Annotated in this window: 21 protein-coding genes and 1 pseudogene; 19 read left to right on the forward strand and 3 right to left on the reverse strand. The window is 41.2% G+C overall.

The window, feature by feature from the left end; genetic code table 11:
* Positions 1–6: 6 nt before the first annotated feature.
* The 5 genes from HMPREF2867_RS07310 to HMPREF2867_RS07330 all read left to right on the forward strand — a co-directional run bounded on the left by HMPREF2867_RS07310 (position 7) and on the right by HMPREF2867_RS07330 (position 3,780).
* Positions 7–981 carry a GyrI-like domain-containing protein gene (locus HMPREF2867_RS07310; protein WP_070576777.1) on the forward strand — a complete coding sequence of 325 codons (975 nt, stop codon included), beginning with the start codon at positions 7–9 and terminating at the stop codon, positions 979–981.
* Positions 982–1,713 (forward strand): pseudouridine synthase, encoded by a 732-nt coding sequence (locus HMPREF2867_RS07315; RefSeq protein WP_037601654.1) that lies wholly within the window; start codon positions 982–984, stop codon positions 1,711–1,713.
* Between the two features lie 80 nt (positions 1,714–1,793).
* On the forward strand, positions 1,794–1,922 hold the full coding sequence (locus tag HMPREF2867_RS07320; protein ID WP_002884629.1) for a DUF4044 domain-containing protein: 129 nt from the start codon (positions 1,794–1,796) through the stop codon (positions 1,920–1,922).
* Positions 1,923–2,016: 94 nt separating this feature from the next.
* Positions 2,017–3,330 (forward strand): GTPase ObgE, encoded by a 1,314-nt coding sequence (gene obgE / locus HMPREF2867_RS07325; RefSeq protein WP_002891491.1) that lies wholly within the window; start codon positions 2,017–2,019, stop codon positions 3,328–3,330.
* A gap of 252 nt (positions 3,331–3,582) precedes the next feature.
* On the forward strand, positions 3,583–3,780 hold the full coding sequence (locus HMPREF2867_RS07330; protein WP_002884415.1) for a hypothetical protein: 198 nt from the start codon (positions 3,583–3,585) through the stop codon (positions 3,778–3,780).
* Positions 3,781–3,853: 73 nt separating this feature from the next.
* Here HMPREF2867_RS07330 and HMPREF2867_RS07335 read toward each other — a convergent pair whose 3' ends face one another.
* Together HMPREF2867_RS07335 and HMPREF2867_RS07340 are read right to left on the reverse strand one after the other, a co-directional pair.
* Positions 3,854–4,594 (reverse strand): amino acid ABC transporter ATP-binding protein, encoded by a 741-nt coding sequence (locus HMPREF2867_RS07335; RefSeq protein ID WP_037601657.1) that lies wholly within the window; start codon positions 4,592–4,594, stop codon positions 3,854–3,856.
* On the reverse strand, positions 4,594–6,792 hold the full coding sequence (locus tag HMPREF2867_RS07340) for an ABC transporter substrate-binding protein/permease (RefSeq protein ID WP_070576781.1): 2,199 nt from the start codon (positions 6,790–6,792) through the stop codon (positions 4,594–4,596). The genes HMPREF2867_RS07335 and HMPREF2867_RS07340 overlap by 1 nt, the downstream gene beginning before the upstream one ends.
* A gap of 198 nt (positions 6,793–6,990) precedes the next feature.
* On the opposite strand from HMPREF2867_RS07340, the gene HMPREF2867_RS07345 reads away from it, so the two are divergent.
* From HMPREF2867_RS07345 to rpsU, 9 genes and pseudogenes are all read left to right on the forward strand, one after another.
* Complete coding sequence (locus tag HMPREF2867_RS07345) at positions 6,991–7,926, forward strand: CPBP family intramembrane glutamic endopeptidase (RefSeq protein WP_070576784.1); 936 nt, start codon at positions 6,991–6,993, stop codon at positions 7,924–7,926.
* A 70-nt stretch (positions 7,927–7,996) separates the two neighbouring features.
* Positions 7,997–8,617, forward strand: a complete 621-nt coding sequence (locus HMPREF2867_RS07350) for a hypothetical protein (RefSeq protein WP_070576787.1) — start codon at positions 7,997–7,999, stop codon at positions 8,615–8,617.
* Positions 8,607–10,598, forward strand: a complete 1,992-nt coding sequence (gene uvrB / locus HMPREF2867_RS07355) for an excinuclease ABC subunit UvrB (protein WP_070576790.1) — start codon at positions 8,607–8,609, stop codon at positions 10,596–10,598. The genes HMPREF2867_RS07350 and uvrB overlap by 11 nt, the downstream gene beginning before the upstream one ends.
* Positions 10,599–10,642: 44 nt before the next feature.
* A complete protein-coding gene (locus HMPREF2867_RS07360) occupies positions 10,643–11,107 on the forward strand; it encodes an 8-oxo-dGTP diphosphatase (protein ID WP_070576794.1) in 465 nt (154 codons plus the stop codon).
* Between the two features lie 215 nt (positions 11,108–11,322).
* The gene (locus HMPREF2867_RS07365; RefSeq protein ID WP_070576797.1) at positions 11,323–12,135 is read left to right on the forward strand and encodes a transporter substrate-binding domain-containing protein; all 813 of its coding nucleotides are present in this window, start codon (positions 11,323–11,325) and stop codon (positions 12,133–12,135) included.
* An 11-nt stretch (positions 12,136–12,146) separates the two neighbouring features.
* Positions 12,147–12,944, forward strand: coding sequence for a transporter substrate-binding domain-containing protein (locus tag HMPREF2867_RS07370; RefSeq protein ID WP_070576800.1), 798 nt, complete (start codon positions 12,147–12,149; stop codon positions 12,942–12,944).
* Positions 12,945–13,189: 245 nt separating this feature from the next.
* On the forward strand, positions 13,190–14,299 hold the full coding sequence (locus HMPREF2867_RS07375) for an aminotransferase (protein WP_014634848.1): 1,110 nt from the start codon (positions 13,190–13,192) through the stop codon (positions 14,297–14,299).
* 67 nt (positions 14,300–14,366) lie between these two features.
* Positions 14,367–15,162, forward strand: a pseudogene (locus HMPREF2867_RS07380) (transporter substrate-binding domain-containing protein).
* Between the two features lie 192 nt (positions 15,163–15,354).
* A complete protein-coding gene (gene rpsU / locus HMPREF2867_RS07385) occupies positions 15,355–15,531 on the forward strand; it encodes a 30S ribosomal protein S21 (protein ID WP_002884573.1) in 177 nt (58 codons plus the stop codon).
* A 159-nt stretch (positions 15,532–15,690) separates the two neighbouring features.
* Here rpsU and mscL read toward each other — a convergent pair whose 3' ends face one another.
* On the reverse strand, positions 15,691–16,071 hold the full coding sequence (gene mscL / locus HMPREF2867_RS07390; RefSeq protein WP_014634846.1) for a large conductance mechanosensitive channel protein MscL: 381 nt from the start codon (positions 16,069–16,071) through the stop codon (positions 15,691–15,693).
* Positions 16,072–16,233: 162 nt separating this feature from the next.
* Here mscL and dnaG point away from each other — a divergent pair, with 162 nt between their 5' ends.
* From dnaG to rfbD, 5 genes are all read left to right on the forward strand, one after another.
* A complete protein-coding gene (dnaG, locus tag HMPREF2867_RS07395; protein ID WP_048790224.1) occupies positions 16,234–18,045 on the forward strand; it encodes a DNA primase in 1,812 nt (603 codons plus the stop codon).
* Positions 18,046–18,048: 3 nt separating this feature from the next.
* Positions 18,049–19,158 (forward strand): RNA polymerase sigma factor RpoD, encoded by a 1,110-nt coding sequence (gene rpoD / locus HMPREF2867_RS07400; protein ID WP_002884252.1) that lies wholly within the window; start codon positions 18,049–18,051, stop codon positions 19,156–19,158.
* A 53-nt stretch (positions 19,159–19,211) separates the two neighbouring features.
* A complete protein-coding gene (locus HMPREF2867_RS07405) occupies positions 19,212–19,547 on the forward strand; it encodes a metal-sulfur cluster assembly factor (protein ID WP_002884757.1) in 336 nt (111 codons plus the stop codon).
* A gap of 10 nt (positions 19,548–19,557) precedes the next feature.
* Positions 19,558–20,484: a glycosyltransferase family 2 protein gene (locus tag HMPREF2867_RS07410; RefSeq protein ID WP_070576803.1), complete on the forward strand. Its 927-nt coding sequence runs from the start codon at positions 19,558–19,560 to the stop codon at positions 20,482–20,484.
* Between the two features lie 61 nt (positions 20,485–20,545).
* The gene (rfbD, locus tag HMPREF2867_RS07415) at positions 20,546–21,397 is read left to right on the forward strand and encodes a dTDP-4-dehydrorhamnose reductase (protein ID WP_070576806.1); all 852 of its coding nucleotides are present in this window, start codon (positions 20,546–20,548) and stop codon (positions 21,395–21,397) included.
* The last annotated feature ends 93 nt before the right edge of the window (positions 21,398–21,490 follow it).

Raw genomic sequence — 21,490 nt, forward strand, 5'->3', positions numbered from 1 at the left:
GCGTTTATGTCAGATTTTCAAACCATGGATGACTTTGCGGTCTTTGTTAATGACTACCTGACACCAGACCAACTGAGCGTTCAAGCCTATTCCTATGCATCTGACCAGCAGGAGCTCTCTCTTCTGGTGACCATTGACGATTATGAGATGATGTGTCGTTGGCATGCTGTCTGGACTTTTTCAGGCTTACACCAGGCCTTCTTTCAGTCTGTAATGGACACTGACACCACCTTTTCAATTGATAGTGATAGCTTGGCTATGAAGGCTCGTTTAAGGGATCAAGAGCTCTTGTTTCAAGCAAAGGGGCTTGAGATGCTGGTTGTCGATTTGCCTGAACCTCTTTTTCGTTTAGCCGATGTGTCTTTTAACGAAGGAGGCAAGCAATTTACCTACCTTTGTGAAGATCAAAGCGTTGCAGCAGAAGATTGGGTCTTGGTTCCTATAGGCTCTGGTAATGCCGAAAAAGAAGCATTTGTAGAAAAGATTTCCTATGTCCTAGCGGACGAGGTTCCAGTTGAGCTGACAAAACTTAAAAAGGTGATTCAAAAGTTGGATTTAGTAACCGTTCGTTATGATGTGAGGGTTGTTCGGAAGGGATTTTTGAGTTTTTCAGGGATGGCTTTTGAAGGCGAGGAATTAGGTAAGCCAACAGACTTCCTTTGGGTACCTTTTTTAGCAGAACAAGATGATTTGGCTGTTCCTACCTATGGCATTCGGATCAATGATGGCAGTCGCAAGACTTATGTAACAGCCTTGGCTGGTGAGGATGATAGTATGGAAATGATTGCTCTAGCACCAGCTACTTATGCGGTATTTAAACTTAGAGGGCCTGCAACGGCAGCTGTTTGGGAGAGTTTTCACTATGCTAAGAACCATTTTGAAATGATTGACCAGCCCACTGTAGAGGTTTATCTCCCAGGAAATCGTCAGGCTGAAGATTATGAAATGGAAGTTTGGATTCCAATAAAGGAGGAAGTTTAGATGCGTCTGGATAAGTTTTTGGTGGACTGTGGTGTCGGGAGTCGTAGTCAGGTCAAGACCTTTCTTAAAAAGAAGCAAGTGACTGTAAATGGTCAAGTGGAGACGTCACCTAAGGCTCAGATTGATGAGAATAAAGACCGAATTGCTTACTTGGGTCAGGAGCTGACACATGAGACCTTTGTTTACTATCTTTTAAATAAGCCTCAGGGTGTCATTTCAGCAACAGAGGATGCCCGTCACAAGACAGTGCTCGATTTACTCGATGACACAGCAAGACATAAGCAAATTTTTCCAGTTGGTCGCTTGGATATTGACACTCATGGTCTTCTTCTATTGACCAATAATGGTGACTTAGCTCACGCCATGCTATCTCCAAAGAAACATGTGGACAAGATTTATCAAGCCAAGGTGGATGGTATCATGGATCAGGAGGATATTCTGGCTTTTGAAAAAGGTATTGAACTCAAAGACCACACTTGCCAACCAGCTAAACTAGAGATTGTATCCGTAGATAGGGATGCTGGGACTAGCTTGGTTCAGATTACCATTGCTGAGGGGAAATTCCATCAGGTTAAGCGTATGGTAGCTGCTTGTGGTAAGGAAGTGACAGAGTTACAACGTATGAGTATGGGGCCTTTAAGTCTGCCAGATGATTTAGAACTTGGTGCTTGGCGACGTTTAAGCGAGGAGGAGTTGGAAGCTTTAGCTGTTTTTGGAATTCCTTTGGCTTAAGCTAGTTAAGAGTTGCGAAATGGGCAGATTTTTGTTACTATTATTGTGAAATAATAGAAGAAAAAACGAGGTAAATTCAAGTGGCATTTGGAGATAACGGACCACGTAAGAAATCATTTTTTGAACGTCTAACAGTATTGGTCGTTTTGATTATGCTATTAGTAACAGTTGGGGCATTGATTTTCCAAGCAGTCGCAGCTGTCCTTTAAGACGCTATCAAGCGTTTTTTTGTGTCTGTCAGAAATTCTTTTATATGAGAATGTCTTGATATAGGACGCACTAGTCAGAAAGAGAGATATAGAGATGAGTATGTTTTTAGATACAGCCAAGATTAGTGTCAAAGCTGGTCGTGGTGGTGACGGGATGGTCGCTTTCCGTCGTGAGAAATATGTACCCAATGGCGGTCCTTGGGGCGGTGACGGTGGTAAGGGTGGCTCAGTCATTTTCAAGGTTGACGAAGGTCTGCGTACCCTTATGGATTTCCGTTATAACCGTAAATTCAAGGCTAAGAATGGCGAAAAAGGGATGACCAAGGGAATGCACGGTCGAGGTGCTGAAGACCTCATCGTTAGCATCCCGCCAGGTACGACAGTTCGTGATGCTGAGACCGGCAAAGTTATTACTGATTTGGTTGAAGATGGCCAAGAGTTTGTCATTGCTCACGGTGGACGTGGTGGTCGAGGAAATATCCGTTTTGCAACACCTCGTAACCCTGCTCCTGAAATCGCTGAAAATGGTGAACCAGGTGAAGAACGTGAACTTCAATTGGAATTGAAGATTTTGGCTGATGTTGGTTTGGTTGGTTTCCCATCTGTTGGTAAATCAACGATTCTCAGTGTGGTAACGGCAGCAAAACCAAAGATTGGTGCCTATCATTTTACGACAATTGTTCCTAACTTGGGAATGGTTCGTACTAAGTCAGGTGAGAGCTTTGCTATGGCTGACCTTCCAGGATTGATTGAGGGGGCTAGTCAGGGTGTTGGTTTGGGAACGCAGTTCCTTCGCCACATTGAGCGTACACGTGTTATCCTTCATGTGATTGATATGTCAGCGAGCGAAGGACGTGATCCTTACGAGGATTATCTTCAAATCAATAAAGAGTTGGAAACTTACAACTTACGCTTGATGGAACGCCCACAAATTATTGTAGCTAATAAGATGGACATGCCTGAGGCTGAGGAAAACTTGAAAGAGTTTAAGGAAAAATTGGCTGCTAACTACGATGAATTCGATGAGTTGCCACAAATTTTTCCAATTTCAAGTTTGGCTCACCAAGGTTTGGAAAATCTCTTAGAAGCTACTGCAAAATTGCTTGATGAGACAGACGAATTCTTACTTTATAGTGAAGATGATATGGAACAAGAAGAAGTTTACTATGGCTTTAACGAGGATGAACGTCCATTTGAAATTAGCCGTGACGACGATGCCTCATGGGTACTTTCTGGTGAGAAACTTGAAAAACTTTTTGTTATGACCAACATGGAACGTGACGAATCAATCATGAAATTTGCACGTCAATTGCGTGGTATGGGAGTTGATGAAGCGCTTCGTGAACGTGGTGCTAAGGATGGCGACATCGTTCGTATTGGTAACTTCGAATTTGAGTTTGTGGATTGATGTTGAAAGACTCTCTAAGTGCCAAGCACTTGCTAGTCTACGGCAGCCGCTATGGCGGACTGTCTATCAACCTCACTAACCGCGTAAAGTCGGTATAATCGACCGACTTTCCTTCGTGTCGTGACCGTGCAAGACTCTCTAAGTGCCAAGCACTTGATAGTCTACGGCAGTCGCTATGGCGGATTGCCTATCAACCTCACTAACTGCGTAAAGTCAGTGAAATATAAAAAATATTAAAATAAGAGGTTTACAATGGGAGATAAACCGATATCCTTCAGGGATAAAGATGGAAATTTTGTTTCTGCGGCCGATGTTTGGAATCCAAAGAAACTTGAAGAACTCTTTACGCGCTTAAATCCTAACCGAAAACTCCGTCTTGAGCGTGAGCGCTTGGCAAGGGAAGAAGCAGCAAAACACCCTGAACTAAATGAAGAAACAGAGCAAGTCTAGCACTTGCTCTGTTTTTCTTATCCAAAATGGTAATCAAAAACAGCTACTCTAGCAAGAGTAACTGTTTTGATAATTAGGCGTTTAGAACCTTGTCCAAGAATTCTTTCAAACGTGGGTGTTGTGGGTTATCAAAGATTTGATCTGGAGTACCATCTTCGAGGAACTCACCGTCCGCAGTAAAGATTACTCGGTTGGCAACTTGACGAGCAAATCCCATTTCGTGAGTAACGATAATCATGGTCATACCTTGCTCTGCCAATTCTTTCATAACGTTAAGAACGTCTCCGACCATTTCAGGGTCAAGGGCAGAAGTCGGTTCGTCAAAGAGCATGATATCAGGATTCATTGCCAAACCACGCGCAATTGCCACACGTTGTTTTTGTCCACCTGACAAGCTATCAGGTGTAGCATCGGCTTTGTCAGCAAGTCCAACACGATCAAGAAGATCCATAGCTAATTTATCAGCTTCTTCCTTGTTCATACGTCCAAGTTCAACAGGTGCAAATGTTACGTTTTCAAGGACTGTCATGTGTGGGAAGAGGTTGAAATGTTGGAAGACCATCCCGATATTTTCACGGGCTTTGTCAAGGTCTGTCTTAGGATCTGATAATTCATAGCCATCAACGACTACTTTACCAGATGTCACTGTCTCAAGTAGGTTAAGCGTACGAAGGAAGGTTGATTTACCTGAACCTGAAGGACCGATGATACATACAACGTCACCTTCGTAGAATTTGGCGTCAATGCCTTTAAGGACCTCATTGTCGCCGTATGATTTGTGCAAGTCCTGCACATCGATTTTCAATTCAGCCATTATTTAAGTCTCTTTTCTAGTCGTTTAGCCAATTTCGTTAAGCATGTGATGATAACCAAGTAAAGGAGGGCCAAAATCGCATACATACGGAATGATTGGTAGTTACGAGCAATGATGATTTTACCAGTTTGGAAGAGTTCAACCAAACCGATAGCTGATACGATAGTCGTATCTTTCAATGAGATAACAAATTGGTTGATGAAGTTTGGCAACATCAAGCGAACCGCCTGTGGCAAGATGACCTTACGCATTGTTGTATTGTAAGGAACACCCAAGCTTCGGCTGGCTTCCATCTGACCAATAGGGACAGCTTCAATACCACCACGCACAATTTCGGCAATGTAAGCACCACCGTTAAGTGAAAGGGCAATTGTCGCTGCCACAAAATCATTGATTGGTGACTGGTGACCAGTGATGTTTTCAATCAAGTTAGGGATACCCCAATAGATGAAGGCTGCAACGATCATCAATGGGATACCACGGACAACGTCAACAAAGACTTGTGAAATCACACGAAGTGTCTTGTTTGGTGCAACTGCCATCATACCGAAGATAACACCGATAATCATAGCAATAGCAAATGAAAGAAGGGTCAAACCAAGGGTAATTCCAAGACCTTGGAGAAGTTGTTTGTAGTTGTTTTTAATCAAGCCTACGATGGTTGTTTCATCGGTAGCTTTTTTTGAGCTTCCTTCTTTTGATTTGTTGCTATCAAGGTATTTATTGATAATCTTATCGTAAGTACCATCTTTCACGATAGCAGCCAAACCATTGTTGAACATTTCAATCAACTCAGGATTAGTACCTTTTTTAACAGCAAAGCCGACTTCACCAGTAGCAATACCTTCAATTGGTGTTGTAAAGTTACGCCCTTGTTGGATAGCGTATAGAAGAACGGCTTCATCATCCATAAGAGCATCGATTGAACCAGAGTTCAAGCTGTCGTACATAGTAGAAGCTTCATCGTAAGCACGAACAGTAAAGCCATATTCACCAGCGTGGTCTTCCAACCATGAGTAAGATGACGTACCATTTTTAGCTCCTACAGTCTTACCTTTGAGATCCTTGTAAGATTTAACCTTACTTCCTTTAGCTACAGCCAAACGAATGTTTGATGTGTAGTAAGGATCAGAGAAGTCAAAGATTTGTTTACGAGCATCAGTGATGGTCATACCAGCCAATACGGCATCAGCTTGGCTAGATTGTACAGCATTAAGTGATGCATCGAAACCAGGGTTTGTCAATTTGACATTGAAACCTTGGTTTTTAGCAATGGCATTGATGATATCGACATCGATACCTACATATTTACCTGAACCATTTTGGTATTCGAATGGAGCAAAAGATGAGTCCATTGAGATAGTGTAGGTTTCCTTAGCAGGAGTGGCTTTTGCGTTGGCATTACCAGTCAATTTAAGATCTGCTGAAGGTTTTGATGAAGAAGATTTTGATGAGTCACCCAACCATTTGTTCATGATTTTGTCGTAGGTGCCGTCATTCTTCATTTCCTTAAGAGCTTCGTTGAAATCTTTGATAAGATCTTCGTGTTTTCCACCTTTTTTAACAGCGAAAGCGAAGCTACCGATAGATTCAGGCTTAATGTTGATAGCGTAGTCTTTTCCTTGACCAATAGCGTATTTAACAACTGGTGTGTCGTCCATAGCTGCATCAACAGAACCAGAATCCAAGCTGTTGTTCATCAAGTCGCTAGTGTCAAAAGTTTTAACAGTGAAACCATATTTGCTAGCATTTTTATCAAGCCAAGTTTGAGAAGCGGTACCGTTTTTAACACCGACTGTTTTACCCTTCAATTGTTTGTAGTCGCTGACTTTATCGCTACTACGTGTGTAGATAACAATTGAGGTGTCGTAATAAGTGTCTGAGAAAGTAAAGACCTTCTTACGTGCGTCGGTAACAGTAGTACCGGCCATAAGGGCGTCAGCTTGGCCTGATTGAACAGCATTGACAGCTGCATCGAAACCAGGGAAGGTTTGGTTAACGTCCCAATTTTTACGTTTGGCAACTTCGTTGATGATATCAACGTCGATACCCTTGTAGGTCTGATCAGAATCTTTGAATTCAAATGGGGCATAGGCTGTATCTGAAACGACTGAGATAGTCTCGGCAGATGCCTTAGCTCCGAAAACAAAGAAAACTGACATGACACTCAAGAAGAGTGTCAGAAGTTTTTTCTTCATTATAAAAAGTCTCCTTTATAAAATACCTTCCTATTCTATCAAAAAAAGGTCTTGTTATCAAACTTCTTGGAGTTTGATGTTAGGAAATGTAACAAAGTTCGTTAGATATGAGAAGAGTTTTAGAAGAATTTGACAAGCTTGTGTCAATTAGTTACACTGTAATCGAATACATGTAAGATTTGTTACAGGAGCTAAAAAATGAAGAAACGTATGCTTGAGAAATATACTAGCCTATATGATAAAGTCCCAAGTTGGCTGATGATTATGCTGTCCTGTTTTATTGCCTTTGGTTATTTCCTTATAAGTGGATTTCTATCAGGGATTGTTGTGGGAATTCCAATGGCTATTGTTCTTTCGTTCTTAGTATTAAATGGCAACATTCAGTTCCAGGATATACATTCGATTTACTATAAAATATTTTCAACCTTGTATTTTCAGTTGGGAGCCTTTGCCTTTACTGCCTTAGCTATCTTTTTCTGGGTTAAAGTTGTTGAAAAACGTCCCATTCGTACACTTGGATTTTTCAAGGGTCATATTTGGTTGAACTTGCTTAAAGGTTGGGGACTTGGATCTTTGCTCTTGTTAGTTAGTTTCCTTGGGACTTATTTACTAGGCGGTTTAGAATTTGTGAAGGTAGACTTTTCGCAGAAAACCCTCTTATACATACTTTCCCTAATACCTTTCTGGTTTATCCAAGGTGGAACCGAGGAACTGGTGACACGTGGTTGGTTGCTTCAGACGGTGACTAATAGATTGAACCTTTCTTGGGGAATTGCTATTTCAAGTTCTCTCTTTTCAATGCTACACTTGGGAAATCAAGGAGTTACCGCCTTGTCTCTCATCAGTATTGTTCTAGTGGGTGTTCTCATGGCTCTTTACATGCTCAAGACAGATAATATCTGGGGTGTAGCGGCTCTTCATGGTGCTTGGAACTTTGCGCAAGGAAATCTAGTTGGTGTGTCAGTTAGTGGACAGAATGCAGGCGGCAGCTTATTGCACTTTCAGGCCAGGACAGGTGTGCCTGATTGGTTGTCAGGTGGAGCCTTTGGCCTAGAAGGGAATATCGTTACCTGTGTGGTTCTGGTGGTAGGTATCATCATTCTTCGATTACAATTAAAGAAAGAAAACTTTTAAGGCTGAGTTCAAAGACTCGGTCTTTTTACTTCTGTGTTAAAATAGAAGAAAGTTTGGAAAAGGGGAAGAGATGATAGTTAAGATTGAGCGAGGTATGATTTGGGTACAGATTGTCTATGGACTTATACTTCTTATCGCTTACACTGGTTTATTCTGCTGGTTTCTTATAGATGATTATCGTTTTGGGAATTTTGTGGATAACTGTGTTGCCTTCCTCATTTTACTAATATTTCTTCATGCTTTGACTAACTTAGTTGATGGTATTGTGAGACTTAAAGGTCATAAAAAAATTTTGGAAATTAACAATGATACCTTTATTTATTATGGAAGATTATGTGGGCGGGTCACCTTTGAGATTCCGCTGTCTGAAATTGACTTGGTTATGAAGGACTGGTCAACGCCAATGGATGATGCCAAACACTCATCAACTATATACTATATCCTAAAACGTATCTATGATTTCGGGAATATAAGGTCTTGGGAAAGGAAGAGGTATAGAGTTTTATACATTTTTTTCAAAGATAGTAAAACGGCCTTGAAATATGATAAAAAACTCGGTTATCAGACACGAAGAAAGCGCAAATACGTCGCTGAGACACGAATGATACATATTCCTATCGCAGAAGGAGAATTTTTCTCCGACCAAGAGATGAATGATTACATAAATGAAAGGAAAAACCATGATAGATAGAAAAGAAGACAACCAATTTCATTTGGTTTCTAAATATGAACCTTCTGGGGACCAACCTCAGGCCATTGAAGCCTTGGTTGATAATATCGAAGGTGGGGAGAAGGCTCAAATCCTAAAGGGAGCGACAGGGACAGGTAAGACCTATACCATGAGTCAGGTCATCCAGCGCGTGAATAAACCAACCTTGGTTATCGCCCACAATAAAACTTTGGCAGGTCAGCTTTACGGAGAATTCAAGGAGTTTTTCCCAGACAATGCTGTGGAATACTTCGTTTCCTACTACGATTTCTATCAGCCAGAGGCCTATGTACCATCATCAGATACCTATATCGAAAAAGATAGCTCTGTAAACGATGAAATTGATAAGCTACGACACTCAGCAACGTCGGCCCTCCTTGAGCGTAATGATGTTATCGTTGTGGCTTCTGTTTCTTGTATTTACGGTTTGGGTTCGCCCAAAGAATATGCTGATTCAGCAGTCAGCCTTCGACCAGGCCAAGAGATTTCTCGAGACAAGCTGCTAAATGACCTAGTTGATATCCAGTTTGAGCGAAACGATATTGATTTCCAACGTGGGAAATTCCGTGTGCGTGGCGATGTGGTCGAAATTTTTCCTGCCAGCCGTGATGAGCACGCCTTTCGTGTCGAATTTTTCGGTGATGAGATTGACCGCATTTGTGAGATTGAGAGTCTGACCGGACGTAATCTCGGTGAAGTTGAGCACCTTGTTCTTTTCCCGGCTACTCACTTTATGACCAATGAAGAGCATATGGAAGAAGCCATCAAGAATATTATGGAAGAGATGGAGGCTCAGGTTAAGCAATTTGAAGCCGAGGGGAAACTCATCGAGGCTCAACGTATCCGTCAAAGGACAGAATACGATGTCGAAATGCTCCGTGAGATGGGTTACACCAACGGTGTCGAAAACTACTCGCGCCACATGGATGGTCGAAAAGAAGGCGAGCCACCGTTTACTTTACTTGATTTCTTCCCAGAAGATTTCCTCATCATGATTGACGAAAGTCACATGACCATGGGACAGATTAAGGGAATGTATAACGGAGACCAAGCTCGTAAGAAGATGTTGGTTGATTACGGCTTCCGTTTACCGTCAGCTCTTGATAACCGTCCCCTTCGTCGTGAAGAATTCGAAAGTCATGTGCATCAGATTGTTTATGTATCAGCGACACCAGGTGACTATGAGATGGAGCAGACTGAGACCGTCGTTGAACAAATTATCCGTCCGACAGGGCTTCTTGATCCAGAAGTCGAAGTGCGTCCAACTATGGGTCAAATGGACGATCTTCTCGGTGAGATTAATGCCCGTACTGAAAAAGGTGAGCGTGTCTTTGTAACAACCTTGACTAAGAAGATGACTGAAGACTTGACGGACTACCTCAAGGAAATGGGTGTCAAGGTCAAATATATGCATTCTGATATTAAGACTTTGGAGCGTACTGAGATTATCCGTGACTTGCGTTTGGGTGTCTTTGATGTTCTTATTGGGATTAACCTTCTCCGTGAGGGGATTGACGTTCCTGAGGTTAGTCTGGTTGCTATTTTGGATGCTGATAAGGAAGGTTTTCTTCGTAATGAACGTGGGCTTATCCAAACGATTGGACGTGCTGCCCGAAATAGTGAAGGGCACGTTATCATGTATGCGGATAAGATTACGGAGTCTATGCAGAAGGCCATGGATGAAACAGCTCGCCGTCGTGAAATCCAAATGGCTTATAATAAGGAACACGGTATCACTCCGCAAACGATTAAGAAAGAAATTCGGGACCTTATTTCGATTACCAAGGTCAATGAAGCAGAAGTGGCAGAGGATACTGTGGACTACAGTGCTATGAACAAGAAAGAACGCCAAGAAGCCATCAAGAAACTTCAAAAACAAATGCACGAAGCGGCAGAACTGCTTGACTTCGAGTTGGCGGCTCAAATCCGTGATATGGTTCTTGAGCTGAAGAGTATGGATTAAGGCTAGTTACATCACTTAGGCATTATAAGTAAGAAAGGAAATATATGTCACGTTCACAAGCAACTATTTTAACTAATATGTGTCTCATCGAAGATGGCCGTGGAAATATTGTCATGCAAATCCGCAATCCAAAGCGTTATTACTGGTCGGGAGCAGCCCTACCTGGTGGCCATATCGAAGCACATGAAGGTCTGGTAGAATCAGTTATCCGTGAGGTTAAAGAAGAAACTGGCTTGACCATCAAAAACCCTAAATTAGTTGGTATGAAGCATTTTTACACGACAGATGATGAGCGTTATCTAGTATTCCTTTATAGAACTTCGGATTTTGAAGGAAAACTCCATTCAACAGAAGAAGGCGAAGTTCGTTGGGTTGCTCGAGAGGAGGTAGCTAATATGGATTTAGCTTATGACATGCTCAATCTACTACGTGTCTTTGAAGAAGACAATCTCTCAGAACTTTTCTATCGGGAGCGACTCGAAAATGACTTTATCCGAGAATTTTGGTAATAAAATGAACTATTTATTCAAGCGAATGAATAGTTTTTTATCATTAAAAAAATACATATAATGGCTTAAAATAAAGGAAATTCCGAGTGATTGACTAGCAAAAAATTAATAAAAATAAAAAATATAATCAATAAAAGTCTAGTTTTCCATTGACAAATGAATAATAATACATTATTATACTTACATAGTTAATAAATATAGAAAAGAGATTGATTATGAAACCATGGAAAAAACTTTTATTGGGACTCGCTAGTGTCTTTGCTTTGACAGCTTTAGCGGCTTGTTCTTCATCGACTAACACTTTAGATAAAGTTAAAGATAAGGGGACCTTGACTGTCGCTCTTAATCCCCACTTTGCTCCTTTTGAGTTTAAAACAATCCAAGATGGTAAGGATACTATTGTTGGAGCAGACATCGAAATTGCCAAGGCCATTGCAGATGAGCTTGGTGTGAAAGTCAAATTCTCTGAAATGTCCTTTGACAATGTCCTAGCCAGCGTCCAATCTGGTAAGGCAGATATTGCCATTTCTGGTATCTCAGCCACTAAAGAACGTCAGAAAATTTTCGACTTCTCGGATACTTACTATGAGTCTGAAACGGTTCTTGTTGTCAAAAAAGATGCGACAGGAACTTACAAACAAACCGGTGATTTTGCTAAAAAATCTGTGGCCGTTCAAAAAGGTTCTATTCAAGAAAATATTGCCAAAGCAAACTTGTCAGATGCTAATGTGGTATCCTTGGCACAACCTGGTGAAGCTATCAATGAATTGAAATCTGGTCAAGTTGAAGGAGTAGTTCTTGAAAAAGCCATTGCACAAGGTTATGTAGATCAAAACAGTGATCTAGCTGTGTCAGACATTACGCTCAAGTCAGATTCAAAAGATGCCTATGCCGTCGCAATGCCTAAAGGAAGCAATAAGCTAAAAGCAAAGGTTAATAAGGTTATCGCTAAACTCAAAAAAGAAGGTAAGATTGACAGCTATGTTCAAGATGCCTATGCTCTCTCTCTTAAGAGTTCTACTAAATAAGGGGTTATTATATGAAGAAATTTTGTTTTATCCTTACAGCTCTAGTCGTCACGTGCTTTCTAGTTGCTTGTAGCGGAAGTCAGGGAGTAAGTCCCAAAACGATTAAGGAAAAGAAGAAAATTGTTGTGGCAACAGAATCTGAATTTGCACCTTTTGAGTTCAAATCGTTGGTTAACGGCAAAGATACGCTAGTTGGAGCAGACATCGAGTTGGCCAAAGCTATCGGTGAAAAACTCGGTGTAAAGGTTGAATTTTCAGTAATGTCTTTTGATAATGTTCTTGCTAACGTACAAAGTGGTAAAGCCGATATCGCCATTGCAGGGATTTCGGTGACAGACGAACGTAAGAAGGTTTATGATTTTTCAGACAGCTACTATACGTCAGAAAATGTAGTGATTGTCAAAAAAGACAAGGTAAATGACTACACAAGCACTGATAGTCTCGCAAAACAAACGGTCGGTACGCAAAAAGGGTCTGTTCAAGAAACCGTTGCTAAGAAACAAATCCCTAAGGCAAGTGTGGTATCACTGGCTTCAAATGGTGAAATGATTAACGAACTCAAATCAGGGCAGCTTCAAGCAGTTGTACTTGAGAAGGCCATTGCAGAAGGTTATATCGCTCAAAATGACGATTTAACCCTTGCCAACTTTAATCTCAAGTCAGATGGCACAGATGCTTATGCCGTCGCAACACGTAAAGGTTCGGATGACTTGCTTAAAGAAATCAATGCCGTCATCAAAGAGACTAAGGACTCTGGGAAATTTGACCAATGGTTGAAAGAAGCATCAACCTACAAACAAAGTAAGTAAATTTAAAACTCCCGAGCACCTGAAAAGAGTAAAATTCAGGTGCTTTCATCAACAGTGAAAAGTTTCGTTTGGTGATGGCTTTGTTCACCTAAGAGGAGTCTCCAATAATTCTTAAATCTAAAATGGGGCAATACCCCATTTTTTATTGAATTCTCTGTTAAAAACAGTTATTATCAAAGTAGGTAAGTCTGTCAAAATAGACAAATGACATCGTATAGAGTGCTTAAGAAAAGCAAGGAGAAACTATGAAGCTACCACGTTTTGGTGTTGAAGAATGGCTTAATGTCCATGAAAAATCTGCCATATATGATATCGCAGGAGTTTCAATTAAGGCCCTCACAATGGAAGAATTATTTGACCTGTCAGGCCTTGATAAAGACGCCTTTTTTGCCCAACTACTAAAGAAAAAGATGGATTACGGCTGGATTGAAGGGTCACCAGAGTTTAAGACTCAAGTGGCTAGCTTATACAAGAACATGCCGGTTGATAATATCCTCCAAACCAATGGGGCTACAGGAGCGACGATGCTAGCCCTTTATGCGCTTATTGAGCCTGAGGACCATGTCATCTCCATGTATCCAACTTATCAACAGCTCTATGACATTCCTAAGTCGCTAGGAGCAGACGTGGATCTCTGGGAGGTTGAAGAGGACAAGGGGTGGTTGCCTGATTTGGACCAACTCCGCCGTCTCATTCGTCCTAATACCAAAATGATCTGTATTAACAACGCCAACAATCCTACCGGTGCCCTTATGGACGCTGCTTACCTCGAGGAGCTAGTGGCTATCGCTAAAGAAGTAGACGCCTATATCTTCTCAGATGAGGTCTATCGCAGTTTTGACCAGCCTACGCCTTCTATTGTAGATTTGTATGAAAAGGGCATTGCCGTCAATAGTCTGTCAAAGACCTATTCCATTCCTGGTATTCGTGTGGGTTGGGTTGCTTCTAACACAGAGGTGGCGGACATTCTGCGTGACTACCGTGACTACACGATGATTTGTGCGGGTGTCTTTGATGATATGGTGGCTACCCTTGTCTTGGAAAATAAAGAAGCCATCCTAGAGCGTAATCGTCAGATTGTAGAGGAAAATCTAGCTCTTATGGATGAATGGATTGCCAAGGAACCTAAGGCGTCATGGATTAGACCTGCCAGTGTTTCCACATCTTTCGTCAAACTAGATGTGAATCGTCCTATCGAAGATTTTGCTTTGGAGCTTCTTCAGGACTATGGTGTTCTTGTGGTTCCAGGTAACCGTTTTGACAAGGAGTCTCATGTCCGCATCGGTTATTGCTGTGACAAGGAAGTTCTTCAAAAGGGCTTAGAAAAATTGTCGCAATTTCTTAATAAATGTTGACAATACCACTAATTTTAAGTAAAATAAACGAGCAAAAATTATATTTATACAGGAGTTTCTTATGAAAATGAAAAAACTTTTCCTTGGGGCTATGGCTCTCCTTGCTACTGTGACTTTAGTAGCTTGTGGGTCAAAAAAAGGATGCTTACTTATCCATTAAAGAAAATAAAAAACTTGTCGTGGCTGTCAGCCCAGACTATGCACCATTTGAGTTCAAAACTTTGGTAGATGGTAAAGACCAAGTAGTTGGTTCAGATATCAAGTTGGCACAAGCTATCGCTGATGAACTCGGTGTTAAGCTTGAAGTTACAACAATGAGCTTTGACAATGTCCTTTCTAGCCTTCAATCAGGTAAGGCTGATCTTGCTATTTCAGGTATCTCAGTAACAGACGAACGTAAGAAAACCTTTGATTTCTCATATCCTTACTACGAAACACAAAATGCTATCATCGTTCGCAAAGATCAAGAGTCTACTTACTCAAGTCTTGATGCTTTCAAAGGTAAGAAAGTAGCAGTTCAAAAAGGTACCATTGAAGAAGGCCTTGCTAAGAAACAATTGAAAGATTCAACAGTCGTATCACTTACAGCAATGGGTGAGGCGATTAACGAGGTGAAATCTGGCCAAGTTGATGCTGTTGACCTTGAAAAACCAGTAGCAGAAGGTTACGTGGCACAAAATTCAGATTTGGCTTTGGCAAGCGTTGCCCTCAAAGTTGATGATGGCGATGCAAAAGCAGTCGCTATGGCTAAAGGCAACGAAAGATTGAAAGAAGTAGTCAACAAAGTCGTCAAGAAATTGAAAGCAGATGGTACTTACGACGAGTACATCAAGGATGCTTCTAAATACACAGCAGTTGAATAAATCAGTAGCTAGGGGAGATGCCTCCTCTAGTTTTTGTATAGGAAAAAACTTGGATAGTTTTAGTAGACTTAGAAGTCAACTGTAATAGCAAAAATTCCTAAACTTAAATATATTTCTTGACAGAAAAAGGCGAGTCTTGTATACTTGAATAGAACGTGTAAAATGTTACATTATCTTGAGGAGGTGAATTCAATGTCAAAAACAGTAGTACGTAAAAACGAATCACTTGACGACGCTCTTCGTCGTTTCAAACGTTCTGTGACTAAAGCTGGTACTCTTCAAGAGGCTCGTAAACGTGAACATTACGAAAAACCTTCTGTAAAACGTAAACGTAAATCAGAGGCAGCTCGCAAACGTAAAAAATTCTAATTAAGAATGAAATTAACAGAAAAAAACTTGAGAAGACTCAAGTTTTTTTCTTTTCATCGAATAAATAAGTCAGTTAGTAGTCCTGAGGTACAAAATAATAAGACGTCTGAGATTTCAGACGTCTTGAGTTTCATATGTCTTTAGTTGAACAAATAAAAATTATTTGTTTGCAAGAAGATCGCGGATTTCAGTAAGCAATTCTTCTTGTGATGGACCTGCTGCTTCAGCAGCATCCTCAGCTTCTTTTTTGCTAAGAGCAGTTGCTTTGCTAGCAGCTTTAACAACGAAGAAGAGAGTAGTACCAACGATGATGAAGTTGATAACTGCGCTCAAGAAGCTACCGTATGCGATACCGTTCCATGACAATTTAGAGAGGTTTTCAACGTTAGCAGCCTTAACAACTGGGTTAAGGATAAGTGGAGTGATGATATCACTTACAAGTGAAGTGATGATAGCGTTGAAAGCAGCCCCCATAACAACGGCTACAGCAAGATCAAGGACGTTACCCTTGAACAAAAAGTCTTTAAGTTCTTTAATCATTTTGACAATGAATCCTTTCTTTTATTTACTTTTAATAGTTTATCCGATTTTGTAAATCTTGACAAGGTATTTGCTCATGAAAAATCAATTTTATTTTACTTTCATTTTTCATCGTGTTATAATTAGGGGTAATGCAATTATGGTAAGATAGGGGGCGATTAGATGGTGATTGATAAAGCTTTAATAGAAGATATTAAGAGCAGTACCAACATCGTCGACGTAATTGGCGAAGTTGTCAGTCTTAATCGTGCAGGTCGCAATTACCTGGGTCTCTGCCCCTTCCATAAGGAGAAAACCCCCTCATTTAACGTTATTGAGGACAGACAGTTTTACCATTGTTTTGGTTGCGGAAAGTCTGGGGATGTCTTTAAATTTTTAGAGGAATACCGTCAGATTTCTTTCCAAGAAAGTGTCAAGGTTCTGGCAGACCGCTTAGGTATTGCAGTTACGATAGACGCACCAAGACAGGCTCAGCAACAGAATTCTCCTAACCAAGCTTTCTATGATCTTCATGAGGATGCGCTTAAGTTTTATCACGCAGTCCTGATGACGACCAAGATAGGAGAAGCAGCGCGTGCCTACCTCTATGAGCGTGGTATGACTGACGATTTACTTAAGACCTTCCAGATTGGTCTAGCCCCTGACGAACCAGATTATCTCTATCAGTCTGTATCAAAAAAATATGACGAAGAGGTACTGACAGAATCAGGTCTTTTTAATCTTTCTGAAAGTAATCGTCTTTTCGATACTTTTAAAAATCGAATCATGTTTCCGCTTAAGAATGAGTTTGGAAAGACTATCGGTTTTTCAGGGCGTGTTTGGACTAAGGAAGATATTGAAAAAGGACAAGCCAAGTACAAAAATACAAGGGCTACCCGCATTTTCAATAAATCTTATGAACTCTACCACCTCGATCAGGCTAAGCCAGTGATTCAGAAGACTCATGAGGTCTATCTGATGGAGGGATTCATGGATGTCATTGCTGCCTATAGGGCTGGGCATGTTAATGCTGTGGCTTCTATGGGGACGGCATTGACTCCTGAACATGTCAATCGTCTGCGTAAACTCACCAAGAAAATTGTTCTGACCTATGATGGTGATAAGGCTGGGCAAAATGCGATTGCCAAGTCTCTTGAGCTTTTATCGGATTTCCAAGTGGATATTGTTAAAATTCCAGACAATATGGACCCTGATGAATATCTACAGAAAACATCCGAAGAGGCTCTGGGGAAACTCTTGGTCGAGTCCCGCATTTCAGATGTGGAATTTTGGATAGGACAACTAAAACCTGCTAATGTGGACAATCTTCAAGCGGAGATTGCTTATGTTGAGCAGATTGCTAAGATTATTGCCAAGTCACCTTCTGTGACGGCACAAAATTCCTACATTTCTAAGGTGGCCGACCTTTTGCCTGACTTTGATTTTTTCCAAGTCGAGCAAGCGGTCAATAATGAACGGTTGACCATGAGGAATCAGCAGACGGCTCAATTATCGGCTGCTAGTAATAGTGCTTATGAGTCTTCAGCGTCAGGATTCAGAGGGACGGTCAAACTACCTTCTACACCTAAGATCACAGGTCTTCGTCGAGCGGAAAATCAACTCTTCCATCGTATGCTTAATCATCCGATGATTTTGAATGACTATCGCATGAGAGAGGAGTTTTTCTTCCAAACACCTGAGTTAGAGGAGCTTTATCATATTCTGAAACAAGATGGTCAGATTGATACCGTAGCTTTGTCTCTACTTTCTCAAGAGGTGCAAACAGCCTATTATCAGGTTTTAGAGGAGATTTTACCACCTGAAACTAGTCTTGAAGAAGTTCAGGCTATCGAAGAGCGTAGAAATCATTTTCTGAGGGAACAGGACTTTCGTAAGCAAAGTAAACAAATAAGAGAATCAAGTAACCACGGTGATGTGGATGCAGCGGTGGAAGCCCTGCAGATGCTCATCGCCCAAAAACGAGATATGGAGTAACACATGGCAAAGAAAAAACAAAATACAGCATTTAACGTTCAAGTCGCTGATTTCATTCGTAACCACAAAAAAGCTGGTACAGCAATTGATGATGAAGTCACAGAAAAACTTGTTATTCCATTTGTTCTTGATGCTGATGGGATTGATGACCTTTTGGAACGTTTGACAGACGGTGGTATCTCTATCACTGATAAGGATGGGAATCCTTCATCTAAATATGTTGTTGAAGCCCCAAAACCAGAAGAGTTGACAGACGAGGAGCTTCTTGGTTCAAATTCAGCTAAGGTCAATGACCCTGTTCGTATGTACCTCAAAGAGATTGGGGTAGTGCCTCTCTTGAGTAACGAAGAGGAAAAAGAATTGGCTATCGCTGTTGAAAATGGTGACTTGGAAGCTAAACAACGTTTGGCAGAAGCCAACCTTCGTTTGGTAGTCTCAATCGCAAAACGTTATGTGGGACGTGGCATGCAGTTCTTGGACTTGATTCAAGAAGGTAACATGGGACTTATGAAAGCCGTTGATAAATTTGACTACTCTAAAGGTTTCAAATTCTCAACTTATGCGACATGGTGGATTCGTCAAGCAATCACTCGTGCCATCGCAGACCAAGCACGTACCATCCGTATCCCAGTTCACATGGTTGAAACTATCAATAAATTGGTCCGTGAACAACGTAACCTCTTGCAAGAGTTGGGACAAGATCCAACGCCTGAGCAAATCGCTGAACGTATGGATATGACTCCAGATAAGGTTCGTGAAATCCTTAAGATTGCTCAAGAGCCAGTTTCTCTTGAAACACCTATCGGTGAAGAAGATGATAGCCATTTGGGTGACTTTATCGAGGATGAAGTTATCGAAAATCCAGTAGATTACACAACTCGTGTCGTTCTTCGTGAACAATTGGATGAAGTGCTTGATACCCTTACAGACCGTGAAGAAAACGTTCTTCGTCTTCGTTTCGGTCTTGATGATGGGAAGATGCGTACTTTGGAAGATGTTGGTAAAGTCTTCAACGTTACTCGTGAACGTATTCGTCAGATTGAGGCTAAAGCCCTTCGTAAATTGCGCCACCCAAGTCGTAGTAAACAACTTAAAGACTTTATTGAAGACTAAGATAGTAAATGGAAGGGGCCTGATTATTAGGCCCTGATTTTGGAGGAAAAGCTATGTCTGAAGTAAAATACACTGAAGCAGAAATTGAAAAAATCAAAGACCGTATCTTGGAAGCCTTAGAAATGGTCATTGACCCAGAGTTGGGGATTGATATTGTCAACCTAGGCCTTATCTACGATATCCGTTTCCAACAAGACGGCTATACTGAAATCGATATGACTTTGACGACTATGGGATGCCCTTTGGCAGACCTTTTGACAGACCAAATCTATGACGCTATGAAAGAAGTGCCTGAAGTCACTAAGACTGAGGTCAAGTTGGTCTGGACACCAGCATGGACTATCGAAAAAATGAGCCGTTATGCCCGTATCGCTCTAGGTATTCGTTAGGAGAAGGCTTATGAAAACACTGGCTATCGTTGTACCTTGTTATAACGAGGAAGAGACCATCCATCCTTTTTTAGAGGCTTGTCAGGCAGTTGAACGACAAATGGCCAATCAGTTGACTTTCAACTATTATTTTGTCAATGACGGTTCAAAAGATCGCACCTTAGAGGTTTTGAGACAGGTTTCAAAACAATTTGAAAATGTTCACTATCTCTCTTTCTCTCGTAATTTCGGGAAGGAAGCAGGCTTACTTGCAGGCCTTGAATCAGCTGAAGGCGACTACGTCACAGTTATGGACGCCGATCTTCAGGATCCACCTGAACTTCTTATCGAGATGTATGCCAAAATCCAAGAAGGTTACGACGTTGTCGGGACACGACGTGCTGACCGCAAGGGTGAGCCACCTATTCGTTCACTCTTTGCTAGGGCCTTTTATTGGTTGATTAATAAAGTTTCTGATACTGAAATGGTGGATGGGGCGCGTGATTTCCGCTTAATGACTCGTCAAGTCGTTGATGCCATCCTTGAGCTCAAGGAAGTGAATCGCTTTTCAAAAGGGCTCTTTTCTTGGGTCGGCTTTGATGTGGCCTACGTCTCTTATGAAAATCGTGAACGTGTGGCGGGAGAGACTTCATGGTCTTTCTGGAGCCTATTGAGTTACTCACTTGATGGCTTTATCAACTTCTCCGAAGTACCGTTGAAGCTTGCCACATGGGCAGGAACCTTCTCATTCTTAATCTCCTTGGTTGGAATTGTCTTTGTCGTTATCCGAAAACTAACTATAGGTGGGAGTGTTGCAGGTTGGGCAAGCCTCGTCTCAATCATCCTCTTTATCGGAGGAATCCAACTCTTAGCCTTGGGAATCATCGGGAACTACATCTCAAAGATTTTCCTAGAAACCAAGAAACGACCGGTTTATATTGTTAAGGAAAAAGGGTGAAATTTCACCCTTTTTCTGTTAAAATTAAAGAGCTATTAATGAAAACTACAAGGAGAAAAATATGATTCTAGTAACAGGTGCAAATGGTCAACTCGGAACTGAGCTTCGTCACCTTCTTGACGAACGTAACGAAGAATATGTAGCAGTAGATGTGGCAGAAATGGATATCACTGATGCTGCCAAAGTAGATGAAGTTTTTGCGGAAGTAAAACCAACCTTGGTTTATCACTGTGCTGCTTACACAGCTGTTGATGCTGCTGAAGATGAAGGTAAAGAGCTTGACTATGCTATCAACGTGACAGGTACTGAAAATGTCGCTAAGGCTGCTGAAAAACATGGTGCAACACTGGTTTATATTTCAACGGACTACGTTTTTGATGGTGAAAAACCAGTCGGTCAGGAGTGGGAAGTTGATGATAAACCAGATCCACAGACAGAGTATGGTCGTACAAAACGCATGGGTGAAGAGCTAGTTGAAAAACATGTGACTAACTACTACATTATCCGTACTGCATGGGTATTCGGTAACTATGGTAAGAACTTTGTCTTCACTATGCAAAATCTTGCTAAGACTCATAAAACACTTACAGTCGTTAATGACCAACATGGCCGCCCAACTTGGACACGTACTTTGGCAGAATTTATGACTTATTTGGCTGAAAACCGTAAGGAATATGGTTACTATCACTTGTCAAATGATGCATCAGAAGATACAACTTGGTATGACTTTGCGGTTGAAATCCTCAAAGATACTGATGTTGAAGTGAAACCTGTTGATTCAAGCCAATTCCCAGCTAAAGCTAAACGCCCACTTAACTCAACAATGAGTTTGGCTAAGGCTAAGGCAACAGGGTTTGTAATCCCAACATGGCAAGATGCTTTGAGAGAGTTTTACAAACAGGAAGTGAAATAAAAACACAGCAGTCCTTTGTGGCTGCTGTTCTGTTTGTATTAGGCAAAAGCCTTGTAAAATGGTATAATTGATTAGATTATAGACTTGTTAGAA

The organism is Streptococcus sp. HMSC064H09 (assembly GCF_001812625.1).
In the GTDB taxonomy this organism is placed as follows: domain Bacteria; phylum Bacillota; class Bacilli; order Lactobacillales; family Streptococcaceae; genus Streptococcus.

What these genes read in the sequence shown, in the direction of transcription:
- HMPREF2867_RS07315 (WP_037601654.1), top strand. Translation starts at nt 982, where the DNA reads ATGCGTCTGGATAAGTTTTTGGTGGACTGTGGTGTCGGGAGTCGTAGT.
- HMPREF2867_RS07365 (WP_070576797.1), top strand. Translation starts at nt 11,323, where the DNA reads ATGAAACCATGGAAAAAACTTTTATTGGGACTCGCTAGTGTCTTTGCT.
- mscL (WP_014634846.1), bottom strand. Translation starts at nt 16,071, where the DNA reads ATGATTAAAGAACTTAAAGACTTTTTGTTCAAGGGTAACGTCCTTGAT.
- uvrB (WP_070576790.1), top strand. Translation starts at nt 8,607, where the DNA reads ATGATAGATAGAAAAGAAGACAACCAATTTCATTTGGTTTCTAAATAT.
- HMPREF2867_RS07410 (WP_070576803.1), top strand. Translation starts at nt 19,558, where the DNA reads ATGAAAACACTGGCTATCGTTGTACCTTGTTATAACGAGGAAGAGACC.
- HMPREF2867_RS07370 (WP_070576800.1), top strand. Translation starts at nt 12,147, where the DNA reads ATGAAGAAATTTTGTTTTATCCTTACAGCTCTAGTCGTCACGTGCTTT.
- rfbD (WP_070576806.1), top strand. Translation starts at nt 20,546, where the DNA reads ATGATTCTAGTAACAGGTGCAAATGGTCAACTCGGAACTGAGCTTCGT.
- rpsU (WP_002884573.1), top strand. Translation starts at nt 15,355, where the DNA reads ATGTCAAAAACAGTAGTACGTAAAAACGAATCACTTGACGACGCTCTT.
- HMPREF2867_RS07360 (WP_070576794.1), top strand. Translation starts at nt 10,643, where the DNA reads ATGTCACGTTCACAAGCAACTATTTTAACTAATATGTGTCTCATCGAA.
- HMPREF2867_RS07335 (WP_037601657.1), bottom strand. Translation starts at nt 4,594, where the DNA reads ATGGCTGAATTGAAAATCGATGTGCAGGACTTGCACAAATCATACGGC.
- HMPREF2867_RS07345 (WP_070576784.1), top strand. Translation starts at nt 6,991, where the DNA reads ATGAAGAAACGTATGCTTGAGAAATATACTAGCCTATATGATAAAGTC.
- HMPREF2867_RS07350 (WP_070576787.1), top strand. Translation starts at nt 7,997, where the DNA reads ATGATAGTTAAGATTGAGCGAGGTATGATTTGGGTACAGATTGTCTAT.
- HMPREF2867_RS07310 (WP_070576777.1), top strand. Translation starts at nt 7, where the DNA reads ATGTCAGATTTTCAAACCATGGATGACTTTGCGGTCTTTGTTAATGAC.
- HMPREF2867_RS07375 (WP_014634848.1), top strand. Translation starts at nt 13,190, where the DNA reads ATGAAGCTACCACGTTTTGGTGTTGAAGAATGGCTTAATGTCCATGAA.
- HMPREF2867_RS07330 (WP_002884415.1), top strand. Translation starts at nt 3,583, where the DNA reads ATGGGAGATAAACCGATATCCTTCAGGGATAAAGATGGAAATTTTGTT.
- dnaG (WP_048790224.1), top strand. Translation starts at nt 16,234, where the DNA reads ATGGTGATTGATAAAGCTTTAATAGAAGATATTAAGAGCAGTACCAAC.
- rpoD (WP_002884252.1), top strand. Translation starts at nt 18,049, where the DNA reads ATGGCAAAGAAAAAACAAAATACAGCATTTAACGTTCAAGTCGCTGAT.
- HMPREF2867_RS07405 (WP_002884757.1), top strand. Translation starts at nt 19,212, where the DNA reads ATGTCTGAAGTAAAATACACTGAAGCAGAAATTGAAAAAATCAAAGAC.
- HMPREF2867_RS07340 (WP_070576781.1), bottom strand. Translation starts at nt 6,792, where the DNA reads ATGAAGAAAAAACTTCTGACACTCTTCTTGAGTGTCATGTCAGTTTTC.
- obgE (WP_002891491.1), top strand. Translation starts at nt 2,017, where the DNA reads ATGAGTATGTTTTTAGATACAGCCAAGATTAGTGTCAAAGCTGGTCGT.